Origin of the sequence: Xanthomonas sp. LF02-5, assembly GCF_034105325.1 — a bacterium.
GTDB classification, from domain to species: domain Bacteria; phylum Pseudomonadota; class Gammaproteobacteria; order Xanthomonadales; family Xanthomonadaceae; genus Xanthomonas_A; species Xanthomonas_A sontii.
In genome coordinates this window covers 324,945-341,726 of sequence record NZ_JAXGGF010000005.1, presented here as the reverse complement: position 1 = coordinate 341,726, position 16,782 = coordinate 324,945, and the positions used below count along the sequence as shown (strand labels likewise).

Below are 16,782 nucleotides of genomic sequence, written 5' to 3'. Positions count from 1 at the left end.
TCAGAAGGTCAGGCCGAAGCGGGCCCAGTAGCGCACATCCTTGCCGTCGCCCGGCTTGGTGGTGCCGGTGGGCTTGGCCGCGGCCAGATCGAACGAGAGTCCGTGCCAGTCGGGCAGCCGGAAGCTGAGGCCGACGCCGGCGCCCTCGAAGGTGGTGACGCTGTCGTACACCGCGCGGTTGGCGCCGTTCGGGTAGACCCGGCCGTAGTCGTAGAACACGCTGGCGGTCAGCAGCTGACCCCAGGCGCGGCCGCCGAACGGCGAGGCGGCGCTGGCGAAGCCTGGTGCGTCCACCTGGTACTCCAGGCCGGAGTCGAAGCCGCGGTCGCCGAGCGCGGCGCCGAGCGGGAAGGCGCGCACGCTGGTCGGTCCGCCCAGCGAGAACTGTTCCAGCGGGGTCAGGGTGTCGTCGCTGTACTGGCCGTTGACGCGCAGCTGCAGCCGCTGCGTGGCGGTCAGCCCCTGCAGCCGGGTGTAGCTCAGGCGCGCGACGGTGAAGTGGCGGTCGTGGCGGGCGTACAGGTAATCGGTCTGCGGCGAATCGTCGTCGAGCGCGCCGCGCACGCTGAGCTGCAGCAGGTCGATGCCGTGGAGCCGGCGGTCGTCGTGGCGCACGCTGGTGCCGAGTTCGGCCACGTCGAATTTCTGCTTGGACAGCAGCACGCCCAGGCCCTGCAGGCGCGAGCTTTCCTTGACCAGGTGCAGCCAGCTCTGCACGCGCCAGGCATCGGAATTGACGAACTTCCAGTCCAGGCCCAGCGCGCTCTGCTGGGTCGGGCCCTGGATGTCGAGCGCGGCGAACGCGCCGTTGTCGAGGTTGACCACGCTGCGCGTGTAGGACGCGCTGGCGCTGAGGCCGTCGACGCCGGCGATCGGCACCTGGTAGGCGAGGCTGCCCTGCCAGGTATTGGCCGGATCCAGCGCATAGGCATAGCTGGCCGACAGGTGGTCGCCCAGACCGAGCGGGTTGTTCCAGTCCACGCCGAGCTGCGCGCGGTAGCGGCCGATGCTCGGGGTGCCGTAGTTGCTGGCGCCGACGCTGACCTGCAGCGGGCGCTCCTCGCTGGCCTGGATCACCACGTCGGTCTCGCCGGGGTTGGCGCCGGGCTTGAGCACGGAGGTGGCGGACACGCCCGGCAGGTCGCGGGTGTACAGCAGCGCCGACTGCAGATCCTGCTGGCGCAGGATCTGGCCCTGAAGGGCCAGGGCAGGGCTGGCGATCAGGCGGTCGTCGTAGCGGCGCGTGCCCTCGACGGTGATCTTGCCGACCCGGCCCTCGACCACGCGGATCTCGACCACCTGGTCCGGCCCCAGGGTCTGCACCGGCAGATATGCCCGGGCGACCAGGAAGCCGGCCTGGCGGTAGGCCTGGGTCAGCGTGTCGGCGATCTGCTGCAGTTGCGCGAAGCTGAGCTGGGCCGGCAGCGTGCCGCCGCCGAGTGCGCGCAGGCGCGCGTCGGCCAGCGCCTGCAGGCGCGCCGGATCGATCTGCTCGCGCGGATGGTCGCCGACCCCGGTGACGCGGATCGCCTGTACCGCGATCGGGGCCGCGGCGTCGGTGGTGCTGGTGCTGGTGCCGGTGGCCGGGGCGGCCTCCTGGGCCAGTGCCGTCGCACAGGTCAGCGTCAAGGCCAGGCCGGCGGCCCACGGAAGCACGAACAGGGCATTCGCCAGCGTACTCGGACGCGGACGGCAAGAAATCGTCATGATGTTAAGGTGGCGTTAGGGTTGAGGCTCGCGCAATGTAGCCTTCCCACCGCCGATCAATCTGAGCGAATCTGAGCGCGCGATCACTCTTTGCACGGTCCCCCGACACGGTGTCGGGATAATCCCCACAGCACGCTGTGCCAGCGCCGGGCGCTGGGCGGCCGCCATCTCAGTGAATCAGGGCGTGCCTGCGCCCGGGTGGAACGCAGGCCCTGTGGTGATTCGCGGGTAGTCGCCGGATCTCTGAGAGCGTCCGGGTCGACCGCTCAGGCTGCAGTGGCGCACTGCGCGTCGCGCAACGCCTGCCGGTACGCCTTGGCGGTGGCGTCGTTGTAGGCCACCAGGATGATCCGCTTGGGCACCGCATGCGCGCGCTGCCAGGCGTCGGTCTCGGCCACCGCGATACGCGCGGCCTGGTGCAGCGGGTAGCCGTAGACGCCGCAGCTGATCGCCGGGAACGCCACCGAGTGCAGGCCCATCTGTTCGGCCATGCGCAGGGCGCGCCAGTAGCAGTTGGCCAACAGGGCCGGTTCGTTGTGGGCGCCGTCGCGCCACACCGGACCGACGGTATGCAGCACATGCCGCGCCTTGAGCTGGTGGCCCGCGGTGGCGCGCACCTCGCCGACCGGGCAGCGTACGCCCGGCTTGAGTTCCGGCAGGCGCCGGCATTCTTCCAGCAATTCCGGGCCGGCGGCACGGTGGATGGCGCCGTCCACGCCGCCACCACCGAGCAGGGACTCGTTGGCGGCGTTGACGATCGCGTCCACGTCGAGCTGGGTGATGTCGCCTTGCCAGATTTCGATCTTCATGCGCCGATCTTTAGGGGAGCCGAATGATGGATGCGTGAGGGTGTCGCCACCCGCCGCCGCGCGCTGCCACGGCCGCTTAACCGGCCAGCGGCAAGACTGACGCGCCCCCATCTCAGCACTTGCGACATGAACCCGAACCCGCCGCCGCCACAGGTCGCCGATGCCCTCGCGCAGGGCCAGATCATCAAGGCGATCAAGCTGCTGCGCGCGCACAGCGGCATGGACCTGCGCAGTGCGAAGGAACAGGTCGATGCCTGGCTGCTGGCCGGCGCGGCGCGCACGGTGACGGAGATGCTCGACCGCCACGCCTCCGGTGCGGCAGCGGGGGCGACGTCGGCGACCGGGGCGCAGGCGCCGGTGGCGGCCGAGGAACGGCGCCTGCCGCCGGCGGCGGAACTGGCGCTGCGCCGCGGCGAGCGGCGCACGGCCGCCAAGCTGGTGTTCGAGCACTATCCGGACATGTCGCTGCGCGAGGCGCTGGAGATGGTACAGCGGCATCTGCGCTCGGCGCCGACGCTGGGGGCTGCCTCGACCGTGGCCGCCGGCGACCGCGGCGGGGCCTGGCGTTGGGTGCTGCTGGTGCTGTTGCTGGCTGCGGCGGCGGCCTGGTGGCTGGCGCGCTGAGGCATGCCGACGCGGCCAGTGGCTACAGCCAGCGCGCGACCTGCGCGCAGTAGCGCGCATAGGCACTGCCGAAGCGTTCGCGCAGGCGCGCTTCCTCGTAGGGGATGACCACCCGCTGCAAGGCCAGCAGCGGCAAGGGCAGCAACAGCGCCGACCACGGCCAGCCGATCTGCACGCTCAGGCCGAGGTAACTCAGGGTCAGGCTGACGTACATCGGGTTGCGGGTCAGCCGGTAGGGCCCGTGGCAGACCAGGTGCGAGGGCGCGCGCTCGGGCAGCAGGGTGGTGCGGTCGCGTGCGAACAGCACGAAGCACCAGCACGCCAGCAGCAGGCCGGCGAGCGCGACGGCACCGCCGCCCAGTTGCAGCCAGGCCAGTGCAGCGCCCTGCGGCAACGGCAACGGCAGCGCGTGCTGCAGGCTGGCGCCGAGCAGCAGCGCCAGCAGGAAATGCGCCGGCGAGGTCGTGCGCACCAGCAACGGCACGCGCGCCTGCGCGCGTGCGGGCGGTGGATCGGTGCGGTCGGTTCGGTCGTGCATGCAGTCCTTCCCTGGTTCGGTTGCGGCCGCGCAAGTTTACGCGGCTGCCCACGGCGTCCGCGCGCGCGCGCGTCACGAATGGGCACGGGCGCGACCCGGCAGTGCCTCGTCGTGCGTGGCAGTGCGCGCAAACCCGATTACCCTAGCGCCCGTGCGGCACGTCGCAGACGCTTGCGTTCGACGTGTCGCGTCGTTCCGCGTCGATCGCACCCGACGCGCCGGTCGTTCCCCTTCCGCCACCATTGTCCCGCCTCATGCCAATCGCTTCCGCCAGCAGCACCGCCGCCCCGCGCCGCCGGGTCATCCTCGAAGACGACATCGACGGCTTCACTCCTGCGCAGCTGTTGCTGCTGCAATCGCCCGAGGTGGAGGTGCTGGGCATCTCGGTGGTCAGCGGCAACATCTGGCGCGACGAAGCGCTGGCGCATACCCGGCGCCTGCTCGAGATCGCCGGGCGTGGCGAAGTGCCGGTGCTGCCCGGCCCGGTGTTCCCGCTGCTCAACAGCGAGGTGGCCACCGAACGCTGGGAAGCGCTGTACGGCAAGTTGCTGTGGAAGGGCGCCTGGACCCGGCAGTGGGTCGAGCACGACACCGTGCAGAGCGCGCCGCGCTACCACGCCCACGACGTGGTCCCGGACCTGCCGCTGGGCAATCCCACCGTGGTGCAGGCGGCCAGCGAGCCGGCGGCGCTGTTCATGATCCGCAAGGTGCGCGAGTTCCCCGGCGAGGTCAGCATCGTCGCCACCGGGCCGTTGACCAATCTGGCCTTGGCGCAGCGGCTCGATCCCGACTTCGCCACGCTGGCCAAGGAGTTGGTCTACATGGGCGGCAGCCTCAATCCGCGGCAGCGCCGCGACAGCGTGTCGGCGGCGCAGTTCGCGCGCGAGTTCGTCAATTCGCCGCGGCGCGAATTCAACATCCGCTGGGACCCGGAAGCGGCCAGCATCGTGATGCGCGCGCCGTGGCGGCGCATGGTGATGGTGCCGGTGGATCCGTCCACCGCCACCGAACTGACCCCGCAGCTGCTGGCGCGGATGGGCGCCGCCGACACGCCGATCGGCCATGCGCTGCGCCGGCGCGAGCCTGGCTTCCCGATGTGGGACGAACTGGCCACCGCGGTGTGGCTGCGCCCGGAGCTGGCCACCGTCAGCGAGACGCTGTACGTGGACACCAACACCGAGTTCGGCGCCGGCTATGGCGACATCCTGTCGTGGGCGCCGGGCTATCAGCCGGGCCTGGGCGAGCAGGCGCAACAGGTGGTGCGCGAGGTCGACGTGGAAGCGATCGAACAGTTGCTGATCGAGCGCCTGACCGCGCCGCAGCCGCCGGCGCTGGGCGCGCCGCTGCCGGTCTGAGGCATGGCGCACGCGGATTTGCAGTCCGGTGCACGCCACGTCGTCCTGCCGCTCGCGTGCGGGGCAGGCGGGACGCCGGCCTGCGGTGTGCCGGCATGAGCGCATCCGTGCCCGACGACCGCCTCGCGCAGGCGAAGGCCTTGGTCATGGCAGCGTTCCGGGAGCCGCAGCGTGCCGATGCGCTGCTGGCCGAGGCCGAGGCACTTGTGCGCGCCGCGGCCAGAGCGGCACCCGCCGATCCACGCCCGCTCACCTGTCTGGGCGCGGTGCTGTGCGATCGCGGGCACTACCGGCGGGCAGCGGCGGCACTGCGCCGCGCCGTGCGCCTGCAGTCCGACGATCGCAGTACCTACTTCAATCTGGGCGTGGCCTTGCTCAACGTGGGCCAGCAGGCCGAAGCCATGGCCGCGTTCCGGCACGCGGCCAGCCTGCGCGCCGCGCCGATATCGTGGACGGCGTACTTCGATCCGCACGCACAGTAGCGATGCCGCGCCGATGCGGCAGCGCCAGGGCGCATGCCTGCCGCTGCGCGTTTACGGCAGGCCGGCCAGCCAGTCGTCGTCGCTGCCTTCGTTGATGTCGGCGAACAGCGGCGTGGAGAAGTAGCGTTCGCCGGTATCCGGCAGCATCGCCAGGATCACCGCGCCGGGCGCCGCGGTCTCGGCCACGCGCAGCGCGGTGGCCACCGTGCCGCCGCCGGAGATGCCGGTGAAGATGCCTTCCTCGGCGGCGAGGCGGCGCGACACCGTGATGGCGTCGGTGTCTTCGACGCTCAGCACCTCGTCGTAGACCTCGCGATTGAGCACCTCGGGCACGAAATCCGGCGTCCAGCCCTGGATCTTGTGCGGCTTCCACTCCTGGCCCTGCAGCAGGGCCGCGCCGGCCGGTTCGGTGGCGGTGATGTGCACTTCCGGACGCGCGAGCCGCAGCACTTCGCCGACGCCGGTGAGGGTGCCGCCAGTGCCCCAGCCGCTGACGAAATGGTCGAGCCGGCGGCCGGCGAAGTCGCGCAGGATCTCCGCGGCGGTGGTGCTGCGGTGGTAGGCCGGATTGGCCGGGTTGGCGAACTGCCGGGCCAGGAACCAGCCGTGCTGCCTGGCCAGTTCCTCGGCCTTGCGCACCATGCCGCTGCCGCGCTCGGCGGCGGGGGTCAGGATCACCTTGGCGCCGTAGGCGCGCATCAGCTTGCGGCGCTCGATCGAGAAGGTTTCCACCATCGTCGCCACGAACTTGTAGCCGCGTGCGGCGGCGACCATCGCCAGCGCCACGCCGGTATTGCCGGAGGTCGCTTCGACGATGGTGTCGCCGGGCTTGAGCAGGCCGCGCGCCTCGGCGTCGAGCACGATCGCCAAGGCCAGGCGGTCCTTGACCGAGCCGCCGGGATTGAACGCCTCGACCTTGACGTACAGGTCCACGTGCGCCGGCGCCAGCCGCTGCAGCTTGACGATCGGGGTGTGGCCGATGGTGTCGAGGATGTTGTCGTAGATGGCCATGGGCAAGGTCTCCGGGAATGGGGGGCGGGTCAGGCGGCGTGGGCCAGGGTAGGCGCCGCCTGCTTCGGGGAAGGTGAGGGCAGCGCGTGCAGCGGTGCGGCGCCGAACCAGTGCAGGGTGTCGGCCAGCGCGGCCACCTCGCCGAGGATCAGCAGCGCCGGCGCACGCACCGCATGCGCGCGGGCGGTATCGGGCAGGTCGGCGAGGGTGCCGCGCACCACCCGCTGCTCGGCACGCGAGCCGTTCTCCACCAGCGCAAACGGCGTGCCGGCGGCGCGGCCGGCGGCGAGCAGGCGCGTGCGCACCGTGTCCAGGCCGGCCACGCCCATGTACACCGCCAGGGTCTGCCGTTCCTGTGCCAGTGCGGTCCAGTCCAGGGTGTCCAGCGAGGCCTTGCAGTGCGCGGTGACCAGGCGCAGCGATTGCGCGTGGTCGCGATGGGTCAGCGGGATGCCGGCATAGGCGGCGCAGGCCAGCGCGGCGGTGATGCCGGGCACCACCGCGTAGTCCACGCCGTGCGCGCGCAGGTATTCCAGTTCCTCGCCACCGCGGCCGAACACGAACGGGTCGCCGCCCTTCAGCCGCACCACCCGGCGTCCGCGCTGCGCGTGTTCCAGCAGCAAGGCATGGATCTGCTCCTGCGCCACGCTATGGCCATCGGCCGACTTGCCGACGGCGATGCGTTGGGTACCCGCCGGTATGAGTTGCAGGATCGCGGCGCTGACCAGGCGGTCGTGCAGGACCACGTCGGCCTGGCGCAGGGCGTGCAGCGCGTGGCCGGTGAGCAGGCCGGGATCGCCGGGCCCGGCGCCGACCAGGGTCACGCTGCCTGGGCGCAGCGGCAGCGCCTGCTGTACGGCGGTCTCGGCGGCAGCGGCATTGGCCGCGGACGCCGGCTCGGCCGGCACGGCTTGCGCCAGCACCCGCCGTGCGGCCGCGGCCTGCAGCGCCTGGCGGTTGGCCATGGCGTCCTCGCTCGCGGCGATCAGATACCAGACGCTGTCCAGCCAGGCGCTGTCGAAGGCGCCTGGCAGCCAGACCAGCCGTCCCTGCGCGGCCAGCGCATGCAAGCCCGGGGTCAGGGTCGGCGCGGCCACCCGTGGCAGGGCGCCGGCGGCGAGCAGTGCCTGCACCTGGCGCTCGGCGGCCGCGCCGCCGCCGATCACCAGCACGGCCCGGTCGCGCAGGTCCGGATACAGGGCAATCGGGGCTGGACTCACAAGGACGGCTCGCGACGCAGGGCAGGAGGGAGCGACGACCGTAGCGCCGGCTCATAGCCCCAGGAAATGACTTCATGCCCAAGGCAGATAGCTTTCCGTTATAAGGTGAAAGGCCGAATTCCACTACAGTCGAGCGTCCCGCCTGGCGGCGCCTCGCCCTCGTCCCGATGACGCTGACCCAACTCCGCTACCTCGTCGCCATTGCCGATGCCGATCTGAACATCACCCTGGCGGCGGCGCGCGTGCACGCCACCCAGCCCGGGCTGTCCAAGCAGCTCAAGCAACTGGAGGACGAACTGGGATTCCTGTTGTTCGTGCGCAAGGGCCGCAGCCTGGAAACGGTGACCCCGGCCGGGCGCGAGGTGATCGAGCGCGCGCGCGCTGTGCTGGCCGAGGCCAACAACATCCGCACCTACGCGGCCAACCAGCGCCGCGAGAGCCAGGGCCAGCTGACCCTCACCACCACCCACACCCAGGCGCGCTTCGTGCTGCCGCCGGCGGTGGCGCAGATCAAACAGGCCTATCCGCAGGTCAGCGTGCATCTGCAGCAGGCCGCCGAGAGCGCGGCGCTGGACCTGCTCAGCCAGGGCGACGCCGACATCGCCATCGTCAGCACTGCCGGTAGCGCGCCGGCGGCGGGCATCGCCGTGCCGCTGTACCGCTGGCGGCGGCTGGTGCTGGTGCCGCGCGGGCATGCGTTGGACGTGCCCAGGCGGGTGCCGGACATGGCCGCGTTGGCGGCGCAGCCGCTGATCAGCTACGAATCCTCGACCCGCGCCGGCTCCTCGCTGCAGCGCGCCTTCGGCCGGCTCGGACTGGAGCCGCGGATCGCGCTGACCGCGCTCGACGCGGACCTGATCAAGACTTATGTGCGCACCGGTCTCGGTGTGGGGTTGCTGGCGGAGATGGCGGTGAGCGCCAACGACACCGATCTGCGCGCGTGGCCGGCGCCGCCGGAGATTCCCGACTGCATCGCCTGGGCGGTACTACCGCGCGACCGCGTGCTGCGCGACTACGCGCTGGAGCTGGTGCACGTGCTGGCGCCGCAGATCGACACCCGCGACCTGCGTCGGGTGATGGAAGGCAACCAGCAGCCGGATTGGCCGGCGCCGCCGAGCTGGGAAGATCTGACTCAGACCATTACCAGTTGAAGCCGGGAATGTTGAAGCCGGGAATGGGGAATCGGGATTGGGGAATCGGGATTGGGGAATCGGGATTGGGGAATCGCGACAGCGGCGTCCTTTGATCGATACGTCGATTGGCTTCGGACAGACGTCTGGCAAAAGAAGTAAGGGCAACGGCGTCGCGGCCTTCACTGGAATGAAGACCCCGCACTGGCGTGGTTGCCTGCCGTGCGCGTTGCCGCGGCCGCAGTCGCCCCCTATCATGCGGCCCGCGCTGCCGCCCGGCAGACCGCGACCCTGGACGTGCCGGCGGCTGTCGGCACCGCGCCGCCGCTGTGCGGCCGTCGCCCAGGGCGCGTCGACTTTCCCAACGCAAGGACGCCCGATGCATCCTGTTCTCCAGCACAACCTGTTCTTCGTCAAGGAACAGGTCGGCATGTTCAAGGCCGCCAACAACTACGACGTGTTCGATCCGCACAGCAACCGCAAGCTGCTGGAATGCCGCGAGCCGAACCTGGGCGTGTTCACCAAGATCTTCCGGTTCACCGACTACAAGCGCATGACCCCGTTCCAGGTGGAAGTGCGTACTCCGGATGGACAGAAGGTGCTGACGGTCAAGCGCGGCTTCTCGCTGTTCCTGTCCAAGGTCGAGGTGCTGGACGAGCGCGATCGGCTGGTCGGTTCCTTCAGCCAGAAGTTCTTCTCCATCGGCGGCAAGTTCGACGTGCTCGATGCCCAGGGCGCGCCGGTGTGCACCCTGCGCGGCAAGTGGACCAGCTGGGATTTCCGTTTCGTGCAGGGCGAGCGCGAACTGGCGCAGGTCTCGAAGAAGTGGGCCGGGCTGGGCAAGGAACTGTTCACTAGCGCCGACAACTACATGCTGTCGATCGCCGAGAGCCTGCCGGCCGAGGATCCGCGGCGGATCCTGATCATGGCGGCGGTGCTGTGCATCGATATGGTGTTGAAGGAGTGACTTTGAAGCCGGGATTGGGGAATCGGGAGTGGGGAATCGCGGTGAAGCCGGGAATGGGGAATCGGGAGTGGGGAATCGCAAAAGCGGGATTCCCGCGGCGGCGGCTCCCCGGCCCCTCACACTGAGCGGCCGTGGCCATTGTGGGAGGGACTTCAGTCCCGACTGCAGGCTGCCGGAAGACCTTGGTACCTCACTGTTCCCTGCCAAGCCTTAGCGACTCAACGCTGCGCGGCTGCGCTTGACATCTTCCTTCTCCCCCCGGGAGAAGGTGCCCCGAAGGGGCGGATGAGGGTACGGTCGCCAGTGCCAGTACCCGCGCGCAGCGCAGCGCAGTTCAGGCGTCTCACACTGAGCGGCCGTGGCCATTGTGGGAGGGACTTCAGTCCCGACTGCAGGCTGCCGGAAGACCTTGGTACCTCACTGGTCCCTGCCGAACCTTAGCTGCTCAACGCTGCGCGGCTGCGCTTGACATCTTCCTTCTCCCCCCGGGAGAAGGTGCCCCGAAGGGGCGGATGAGGGTACTGGCGCCAGCACAAGTACACCTGCGCCAGCGTGGCTCGGGCGTCAGGCGTCCGTGCTCGCCGCCGGCAGCAGCACAGTGAAGCGGCTACCGTGGCCCGGCTGGCTGCGCACTTCCACCGTGCAGCCCAGGGTCTCGGCGGCGCGGCGCACGATCCACAGGCCCAGGCCGAGGCCGTCGCTGCGCGGGTCGGCCTGGCGGAAGGCCTGGAACAAGGTGCGCAGGCCCTCTTCGTCCATGCCGATGCCGCGGTCGATGATCTCCACCGCCACCTGGTCGCCGCGGCGCCGGCAGCCGATCAGCACCTTGCCCTGCGCGGTGTACTTGACCGCGTTACCGAGCAGGTTGCCGAGCAACGTGGACAGCAAGGCCGCGCTGCTGCGCACGCGCAAGGACGTCGGCACGCTGCGCAGCTGCACGTCCTTGGCCGCGGCCTGCGGCTGCCAGGTGGCCAGGATCGGTGCCAGCACGTCGGCCAGGGCCAGGGTCTGCAGCGCCGGCAGGCGCAGCTCGCCGGCGGCGGCGTTGGTGGCGAGCTGGTCGAGCCCGCTGGCGACCTGGTTCAAGGCGGTACGTGCGGTCTCCAGCGCACCATCCTGCGCCGCGTCCTGCTGGCGCTGCAGCTTGCTCAGCGCGTACGACGCGGTGCGCAGCGGGGTCTTCAGGTCGTGGCCGGCGATGGCCATCAGGCGACTGCGGTAATGGTTGGATTCCTGTGCCAGATGCAGCGCCTTGCGCAGTTCCAGTTGGCCCATCGCCTGCCGCGCCAGCGCGCGCAGCGCTTCGATCTGCTCGTAGCTGAGCTGGCGCGGGCGCCGGTCCAGCACGCAGACGGTGCCCAGGGCCAGGCCGTCGGAGGTCTTCAGCAGCGCGCCGGCATAGAAGTGCAGGCGCATCTCGCCGGTGACCAGCGGATTGCAGGCGAAGCGCGGATCCTCGCGGGTATCCGGCACCAGCAGCAGGTCGTCCTCGAGCAGGGCGTGCGCGCACAGCGAGGTCGCCAGCGGCGTTTCGCGCGTGCCCAGCCCGATCTCGCTCTTGAACCACTGGCGCTCGCTGTCGATCAGGTTGACCACCGCGATCGGCGCCTGGCAGATCAGCCCGGCCAGCCGGGTGATGTCGTCGAACGCCGGCTCGCGCGGGGTGTCCAGGATCGCGTAGCTGTGCAAGGCGTCCAGCCGCAGCGCTTCGTTGCGGGGCTTGGCCGCGCAATAGACCGGGTCGGCGGCGGGTTCGACGGGAGACATGCGGCGCGACTCGGGCGGAAAGGCACGCAGTCTATGGTACCTGTCACGGTTTTTGCCGACGCGGCGTTCACACGGTGCTCGCGTGCGCTGCACCTGCGCTTAGCGAATCGGCTGCGCCGGCGGTGTCGCCTGGTCAGCCCACCCAGCGGCCCTCCGCGTCGACCAGCGGCGTCCCGTCCTCCTTGGCAAAGGCGCCGCGCTGCGGCGACGGCAGGATCTCCAGCACGGTCTCCGAGGGCCGGCACAGGCGCGTGCCCAGCGGGCTGACCACGATCGGCCGGTTGAGCAGGATCGGGTGCTGCAGCATGGCCTCCAGCAGCGCGGCATCGTCCAGCGTCGGGTCGTCCAGCCCCAGCTCGGCATAGGGCGTGCCCTTCTGCCGCATCAGGTCGCGCAGCGGCAGCCCGCTGGCCGCCGCCAGCGTCTGCAGGGTGGCGCGGTCGGGCGGGGTCTTCAGGTATTCGATCACGGTCGGCTCGACGCCGCTGTTGCGGATCAGCCCGAGCACATTGCGCGAAGTGCCGCAGGCGGGGTTGTGGTAGATCGTGATGGTGGGCATGGGCGGCTCGCTGAGTGGGACGGAACAAGGGCGGCCGTGCCGAAATCCTGCACGCGGCCGCGGCCGATGGTGCCGCAATCGGGGCGCCATGCAAGCGCCGGGCACGGCGGTGCGCGGCGCCCGCGATGGTCGCCGCCGCGTCGGAAACGCCGGCCCGTCGTCGATCTGCAGAGAGCGCATGGTCCGGCCAGGCAGCGGATGGACCACCTTGCCGGGCGCCTGGGCGGCGGAAGGACGATGGCGATGCGGCCGTGCTCCGGGGGCGGTAGCGGCCGCTGGGGCTTCGGTCTACCGACCGAGGACGCTGCCGGTCCGGCACCGCCACGACGTGCATGCGTCACTTCGCCGCACACGGCATCGCACGCGTTTCAATGGCCGTCGCACCCTCTAGAATGCGCCGATGGTCCGTCTCCGCCAGCTGCCGTCGTGTTGGGCCGCGCTCGCCGCGCTGGCGCTCGGCCTGCTGCTGCTGGTGCCGCCGATCAGCCAGTGGCGGCAGGCGCAGGCCGAGGCGGCGGCGTTGCAGGACCAGGCGCTGTGCACCAGTAGCGGCCTGCGTCTGGCGGCGCTGGCGGGAGCCGTCTCGGCGGCGCATGGCGGCCACCACGACGATGCCGGCCCGGCGCACGCGCCAGCCTGCGATTACTGCCTGCTCGCCGCGCGGCTGCTGCCGTGGGTAGTGCTGTTGCTGGCGTTGCTGCCCTGGCGCTGTCCGCCGGCCCCGGGCGCGGTGCTGCGCAGCCATGTCGTCACGTTCACCGCGCGCCGCGCACACCCGCCGCGCGGGCCACCGCTGTTCTCCTGATCCACGGGTTGCCGTTCCCGTGCCGCGGCATCGCTGCGGCACGCCCTCGTGCCGATGGAGTTTTCGCCATGTTCCGTTTTCCTGCCATGCCACCGGTGGTGGCGTGCTGTTGTGTGTGTCTCGCCGCGCCCGCCCATGCCGCCGACGCGCCGCCCGGCGCCGCCGGCGATTCCGTGCTGACCCTGGGCAAGGTCCAGGCCACCTCGCCGCTCGCCGCCGGTTCCAGTGCGCGCAGCGTGTTCAGTTCCGTCGACATCCTCGGCGGCGATCTGCTGCAGGACCAGCATGTGGACTACAGCTGGGAGTTGCTGATGCGCGCGCCCGGCGTGCAGGTGACCCAGTTCAAGATGGGCACCGACGCCGGGCGCTTCTCCTTCCGCGGCTTCAACGGCGAAGGCCGGATCAATGCGGTCAAGTTGCTGATCGACGGAGTGCCCAGCAACGACAATGCCGGCGCCATGCCGTACCTGGATGCGGTGTTCCCGCTGGACATCGCCGCGATCGAGATCGTGCGCGGTACCAACGACCCGCGCTACGGCCTGAACGCGATCGCCGGCAGCGTCGACGTGCTGACCCGCAGCGGCGGCAACGACGGCCGCGCCAGCGTCACCGTCGGCAGCTTCGGCACCCGCGAGGTGCAGGCGACGCAGGGCATCGAGCGCGGCGCCTGGAGCCAGAACTATTTCGCCGCCTGGCGCGACAGCGACGGCTACCGCGACCATGCCGACGCGCGCAAGCATGCGTTCGCCGGCAAGTGGTTCTACACCGATCCGGACGGGCGCTGGCGTGCCGGACTCAGCGCGCGCGACTACCGCAACACGGCGCTGGAGGCGGGGTATCTGGACTACGCCACCGCGCAGCGCGCGCCACGCAGTTCGCCCGACTACGCGCGCGACGACCGCAGCCAGCGCCACACCACGCAGGTGTCGCTGCACCTGGATGCGCGTCTGGCCGAGACCGTGCAGGGCAGCGCCAAGGCGTACTGGAACCGCTACGACAACCAGCGCTGGGTGCGCTTCACCGCGGCCGGCGCGCAGCAGGAACGCGACACCGACGAGCGCCAGCGCGGCATGCTGGCCAGGTTCAGCTGGCGCCCGGCGCTGGCGCGTGCCGACGCCTTTGCGCTGGAGGGTGGGGTCGACGCGCAGTGGCAGGACAATATCTCGCAGCGCTACCGCACCGTGGCGCGCGTGCGCACCGCGCCGCTGCGCGACTGGGACTTCGATCTGCATACCGAAGGCGCCTACGTGCAGGCGGTGCTGCGCCCGACCGAACGCCTGCAACTGGTGCCGGGCTATCGGGTGGATCGCGTCGGCGGGCAGTTCCGCGACCTCGCCAGCGGCGCGCGCTATCCGGCCTACGCCTACGGCACGATCCGCCAACCCAAGTTCAGCGCGGTGTACGCGCTGACCGCGCAGGCCAGCCTGTACGCCAACATCGGCCGCACGTTCCAGATCGGCAGCGGCAACGTCGCCTACCGTACCCAGGCGCGCAACCTGGCACCGTCCTACAACGATGGCTGGGAGACCGGCCTGAAGTTCGCCGGTGCGCAGCAGCGCTGGGACGCACGCGTGGCTTACTGGGAGCAGCGTGCGTCCGACGAAGTGGCCACGATCCTGGGCGTGAACGGCAGCGTCGGCACCGGCGAGGTCGGCAACGTCGGCAAGACCCTGCGCCGCGGCTGGGATGCGCAACTGAACCTGCGTCCGGACGAGCGCTGGACGCTGTGGCTGGCGTATTCGCGGCAGCGCGCGGTCATCGTCACCCCCGACCCGAGCGCGCCGGCCACACGCGGCAAGGAAATCGAGAACGTGCCGCACTACCTGTCCAACGCCGGCATCGACTGGCAGGTCACGCCGCGGCTGACACTGTTGGCCTGGGGAAACGCACAGGGCGATTACTACGTGGAGCGCAGCAACACCCTCGGCCGCTACGGCGGCTACGCGCTGGCCAATCTCGGTGCGACTTGGCGCTGGCGTGCGCAGCGCGAGGTCTCGCTGCAACTGAAGAACCTGACCGATCGGCACTACGTCTACGCCTGGTACGACAGCGGGTCCTCCGGCTACTCGCCCGGCGACGGCCGCGCGCTGTACGCCACGCTGAGCTGGGGCTGGTGATGGCGACGCACTCTCCCGCGTCCGCTGTGGCGCCGGCACGCTTCTACCGCGCCGTGTGGCGCTGGCATTTCTATGCCGGCCTGCTGGTACTGCCGCTGCTGGTCTGGCTGGCGCTGACCGGTGCCGCCTTCGTCTATCAGCAGCCGATCGACGGCTACTTCCACCGCGCGCTGAAGACCGTGCCGGTAGCCGCCCACGCGCAGGCACTGGCGCCGCAGCGGCTGCTGGACGCGGCGCTGGCCGCGCAACCCGGCCAGGCACTGCGCTACACCACGCCGCCGCGGCGCGATGCCTCGGCGGAAGTGACCATCGCCACCGCCGATGGCCGCCGCGAGGTCGTGTACGTGGACCCGTACCGGGCGCGGGTGCTGGGGCAGTTGCCCGAGCACGGCACCGTGGCCTGGACCATCCGCCGCCTGCACAGCCTCGACTACGTCGGCTGGTTCGCCAACGCGCTGATCGAGGTGGCCGCCGGCTGGGCGATCCTGCTGGTGTTCACCGGCGTGTACCTGTGGTGGCCGCGCGGGCGCCGCGGCGGCGTGACCACGGTGCGCGGGCGGCCGGCGCAGCGCGTGTTCTGGCGTGACCTGCATGCGCTCACCGGCAGCGTGGTCGGCGTGCTGCTGCTGTTCCTGGCGCTGACCGGGATGCCGTGGTCGTGGTTCTGGGGCGCGCAGGTCAACCGCCTGGCCAATGGTCATCACTACGGCTACCCGTCCGGGCTGCGGGTGGACCTGCCGATGTCGACGCAGCGGCTGAGCGACAGCGAGGTGCCGGCGTGGTCGCTACGCCAGGCGCGCCTGCCGCAGTCGTCGCCGCCGGCCGCGGACCCGCACGCGGCGCACGGCGCGCATGGCGGACACGAGGAGCATGGCGAACATGGCGGCATGGCCGACATGCCGGACGCCATGCCGGCGGCGGGCGCGATCGGCCTGGATGCGGCGGTGGCGCGGTTCCAGGCGCGCGGCATCGCACCGGGCTACAGCGTGGCGCTGCCGCGCGGCGTGCGCGGGGTCTATACCGCCTCGGTGTATCCGCCGGAACTGGCACAGCAACGGGTGATCCATCTGGACCAGTACAGCGGCCAGGTGCTGCTGGATATGCGCTATGCAGACTACGGCCCGCTGGCCAAAACGCTGGAGTGGGGCATCAACGTGCATCTGGGCCAGGAGTACGGTGCGCTCAACCAGATCGTGCTGATCGTGGCCTGCCTGGGCATCGTGCTGCTGTGCGTGAGCGCGGCGGTGATGTGGTGGAAGCGGCGCCCGCAGGGCGGGCTCGGGGTGCCGCCGCTGCCCGCGGACCGGCGCACGCTGCGCGGCGTGGTTGCGCTGCTGGTGCTGGGCGGGATGCTGTTTCCGCTGGTGGGTGTGTCCTTGCTGCTGATGCTGGCGCTGGACTGGGTGCTGGTGCTGCGGCGGGAGCCGGTGGTGGGGGCTTAGCGGGTCGATTTCGGAATGTGCTTTGATGCTGCCGCGATAAGCCGATCCATCGGCGCATCCGACTTGTTGCAGTCGGGACTGAAGTCCCTCCCACAAGGCGCAGCCAGTGCTGTCGGCACCCGCAGGAGATAGGGATTCTGAGCCGTAGAAGCGGCTTCAGCCGCGACCGGGCGTTCCCATGAAACCCGGTCGCGGCTGAAGCCGCTCCTAAGGAAAAGACGCGGTGTGGCCGGTAACGCCTGTCGCAGT

Annotated in this window: 15 protein-coding genes; 8 read left to right on the top strand and 7 right to left on the bottom strand. The window is 70.7% G+C overall.

The window, feature by feature from the left end:
- Together SLW52_RS15180 and SLW52_RS15175 are read right to left on the bottom strand one after the other, a co-directional pair.
- Positions 1-1,707, bottom strand: a complete 1,707-nt coding sequence (locus tag SLW52_RS15180; protein ID WP_320744250.1) for a ShlB/FhaC/HecB family hemolysin secretion/activation protein — start codon at positions 1,705-1,707, stop codon at positions 1-3.
- 266 nt (positions 1,708-1,973) lie between these two features.
- On the bottom strand, positions 1,974-2,516 hold the full coding sequence (locus SLW52_RS15175) for an O-acetyl-ADP-ribose deacetylase (RefSeq protein WP_152181057.1): 543 nt from the start codon (positions 2,514-2,516) through the stop codon (positions 1,974-1,976).
- 126 nt (positions 2,517-2,642) lie between these two features.
- Here SLW52_RS15175 and SLW52_RS15170 point away from each other — a divergent pair, with 126 nt between their 5' ends.
- Entirely contained in the window at positions 2,643-3,140 is a 498-nt protein-coding gene (locus SLW52_RS15170; protein WP_152181058.1) for a hypothetical protein, read from the top strand.
- Between the two features lie 22 nt (positions 3,141-3,162).
- Here SLW52_RS15170 and SLW52_RS15165 read toward each other — a convergent pair whose 3' ends face one another.
- Complete coding sequence (locus SLW52_RS15165) at positions 3,163-3,678, bottom strand: isoprenylcysteine carboxylmethyltransferase family protein (protein WP_017908605.1); 516 nt, start codon at positions 3,676-3,678, stop codon at positions 3,163-3,165.
- A 254-nt stretch (positions 3,679-3,932) separates the two neighbouring features.
- Here SLW52_RS15165 and SLW52_RS15160 point away from each other — a divergent pair, with 254 nt between their 5' ends.
- Both SLW52_RS15160 and SLW52_RS15155 read left to right on the top strand, forming a co-directional pair.
- The gene (locus tag SLW52_RS15160; RefSeq protein WP_152181059.1) at positions 3,933-5,033 is read left to right on the top strand and encodes a nucleoside hydrolase; all 1,101 of its coding nucleotides are present in this window, start codon (positions 3,933-3,935) and stop codon (positions 5,031-5,033) included.
- Positions 5,034-5,128: 95 nt separating this feature from the next.
- Positions 5,129-5,515 (top strand): tetratricopeptide repeat protein, encoded by a 387-nt coding sequence (locus SLW52_RS15155; protein ID WP_152181060.1) that lies wholly within the window; start codon positions 5,129-5,131, stop codon positions 5,513-5,515.
- Between the two features lie 51 nt (positions 5,516-5,566).
- Here the strand turns inward: SLW52_RS15155 and cysK are convergent, their stop codons facing one another.
- The gene (gene cysK, locus SLW52_RS15150; protein ID WP_017908608.1) at positions 5,567-6,526 is read right to left on the bottom strand and encodes a cysteine synthase A; all 960 of its coding nucleotides are present in this window, start codon (positions 6,524-6,526) and stop codon (positions 5,567-5,569) included.
- 29 nt (positions 6,527-6,555) lie between these two features.
- On the bottom strand, positions 6,556-7,746 hold the full coding sequence (cobA, locus tag SLW52_RS15145; RefSeq protein WP_320740558.1) for a uroporphyrinogen-III C-methyltransferase: 1,191 nt from the start codon (positions 7,744-7,746) through the stop codon (positions 6,556-6,558).
- 167 nt (positions 7,747-7,913) lie between these two features.
- Between cobA and SLW52_RS15140 the strand changes: the two genes are divergently transcribed.
- Both SLW52_RS15140 and SLW52_RS15135 read left to right on the top strand, forming a co-directional pair.
- The gene (locus SLW52_RS15140; RefSeq protein WP_017916788.1) at positions 7,914-8,897 is read left to right on the top strand and encodes a LysR family transcriptional regulator; all 984 of its coding nucleotides are present in this window, start codon (positions 7,914-7,916) and stop codon (positions 8,895-8,897) included.
- A 358-nt stretch (positions 8,898-9,255) separates the two neighbouring features.
- Positions 9,256-9,843, top strand: a complete 588-nt coding sequence (locus tag SLW52_RS15135) for a phospholipid scramblase-related protein (protein WP_017908488.1) — start codon at positions 9,256-9,258, stop codon at positions 9,841-9,843.
- A 564-nt stretch (positions 9,844-10,407) separates the two neighbouring features.
- On the opposite strand, the gene SLW52_RS15130 is transcribed toward SLW52_RS15135, so the two are convergent.
- Together SLW52_RS15130 and arsC are read right to left on the bottom strand one after the other, a co-directional pair.
- Positions 10,408-11,610 (bottom strand): GAF domain-containing sensor histidine kinase, encoded by a 1,203-nt coding sequence (locus tag SLW52_RS15130; RefSeq protein ID WP_320740559.1) that lies wholly within the window; start codon positions 11,608-11,610, stop codon positions 10,408-10,410.
- 133 nt (positions 11,611-11,743) lie between these two features.
- On the bottom strand, positions 11,744-12,169 hold the full coding sequence (gene arsC, locus SLW52_RS15125) for an arsenate reductase (glutaredoxin) (RefSeq protein ID WP_320740560.1): 426 nt from the start codon (positions 12,167-12,169) through the stop codon (positions 11,744-11,746).
- A gap of 400 nt (positions 12,170-12,569) precedes the next feature.
- On the opposite strand from arsC, the gene SLW52_RS15120 reads away from it, so the two are divergent.
- From SLW52_RS15120 to SLW52_RS15110, 3 genes are all read left to right on the top strand, one after another.
- The gene (locus tag SLW52_RS15120; RefSeq protein WP_267122111.1) at positions 12,570-12,974 is read left to right on the top strand and encodes a DUF2946 family protein; all 405 of its coding nucleotides are present in this window, start codon (positions 12,570-12,572) and stop codon (positions 12,972-12,974) included.
- Between the two features lie 68 nt (positions 12,975-13,042).
- The gene (locus SLW52_RS15115) at positions 13,043-15,091 is read left to right on the top strand and encodes a TonB-dependent receptor (RefSeq protein WP_320740561.1); all 2,049 of its coding nucleotides are present in this window, start codon (positions 13,043-13,045) and stop codon (positions 15,089-15,091) included.
- Entirely contained in the window at positions 15,091-16,533 is a 1,443-nt protein-coding gene (locus tag SLW52_RS15110) for a PepSY domain-containing protein (protein ID WP_320740562.1), read from the top strand. Before SLW52_RS15115 ends, SLW52_RS15110 begins: the two co-directional genes overlap by 1 nt.
- The last annotated feature ends 249 nt before the right edge of the window (positions 16,534-16,782 follow it).

Excerpts from the sequence above, each read along its gene's own strand:
- SLW52_RS15110 (WP_320740562.1), top strand. The coding sequence starts at position 15,091 with ATGGCGACGCACTCTCCCGCGTCCGCTGTGGCGCCGGCACGCTTCTAC.
- SLW52_RS15115 (WP_320740561.1), top strand. The coding sequence starts at position 13,043 with ATGTTCCGTTTTCCTGCCATGCCACCGGTGGTGGCGTGCTGTTGTGTG.
- SLW52_RS15175 (WP_152181057.1), bottom strand. The coding sequence starts at position 2,516 with ATGAAGATCGAAATCTGGCAAGGCGACATCACCCAGCTCGACGTGGAC.
- SLW52_RS15170 (WP_152181058.1), top strand. The coding sequence starts at position 2,643 with ATGAACCCGAACCCGCCGCCGCCACAGGTCGCCGATGCCCTCGCGCAG.
- SLW52_RS15135 (WP_017908488.1), top strand. The coding sequence starts at position 9,256 with ATGCATCCTGTTCTCCAGCACAACCTGTTCTTCGTCAAGGAACAGGTC.
- cysK (WP_017908608.1), bottom strand. The coding sequence starts at position 6,526 with ATGGCCATCTACGACAACATCCTCGACACCATCGGCCACACCCCGATC.
- arsC (WP_320740560.1), bottom strand. The coding sequence starts at position 12,169 with ATGCCCACCATCACGATCTACCACAACCCCGCCTGCGGCACTTCGCGC.
- SLW52_RS15165 (WP_017908605.1), bottom strand. The coding sequence starts at position 3,678 with ATGCACGACCGAACCGACCGCACCGATCCACCGCCCGCACGCGCGCAG.
- SLW52_RS15155 (WP_152181060.1), top strand. The coding sequence starts at position 5,129 with ATGAGCGCATCCGTGCCCGACGACCGCCTCGCGCAGGCGAAGGCCTTG.
- SLW52_RS15120 (WP_267122111.1), top strand. The coding sequence starts at position 12,570 with ATGGTCCGTCTCCGCCAGCTGCCGTCGTGTTGGGCCGCGCTCGCCGCG.
- SLW52_RS15160 (WP_152181059.1), top strand. The coding sequence starts at position 3,933 with ATGCCAATCGCTTCCGCCAGCAGCACCGCCGCCCCGCGCCGCCGGGTC.
- SLW52_RS15130 (WP_320740559.1), bottom strand. The coding sequence starts at position 11,610 with ATGTCTCCCGTCGAACCCGCCGCCGACCCGGTCTATTGCGCGGCCAAG.
- SLW52_RS15140 (WP_017916788.1), top strand. The coding sequence starts at position 7,914 with ATGACGCTGACCCAACTCCGCTACCTCGTCGCCATTGCCGATGCCGAT.
- SLW52_RS15180 (WP_320744250.1), bottom strand. The coding sequence starts at position 1,707 with ATGACGATTTCTTGCCGTCCGCGTCCGAGTACGCTGGCGAATGCCCTG.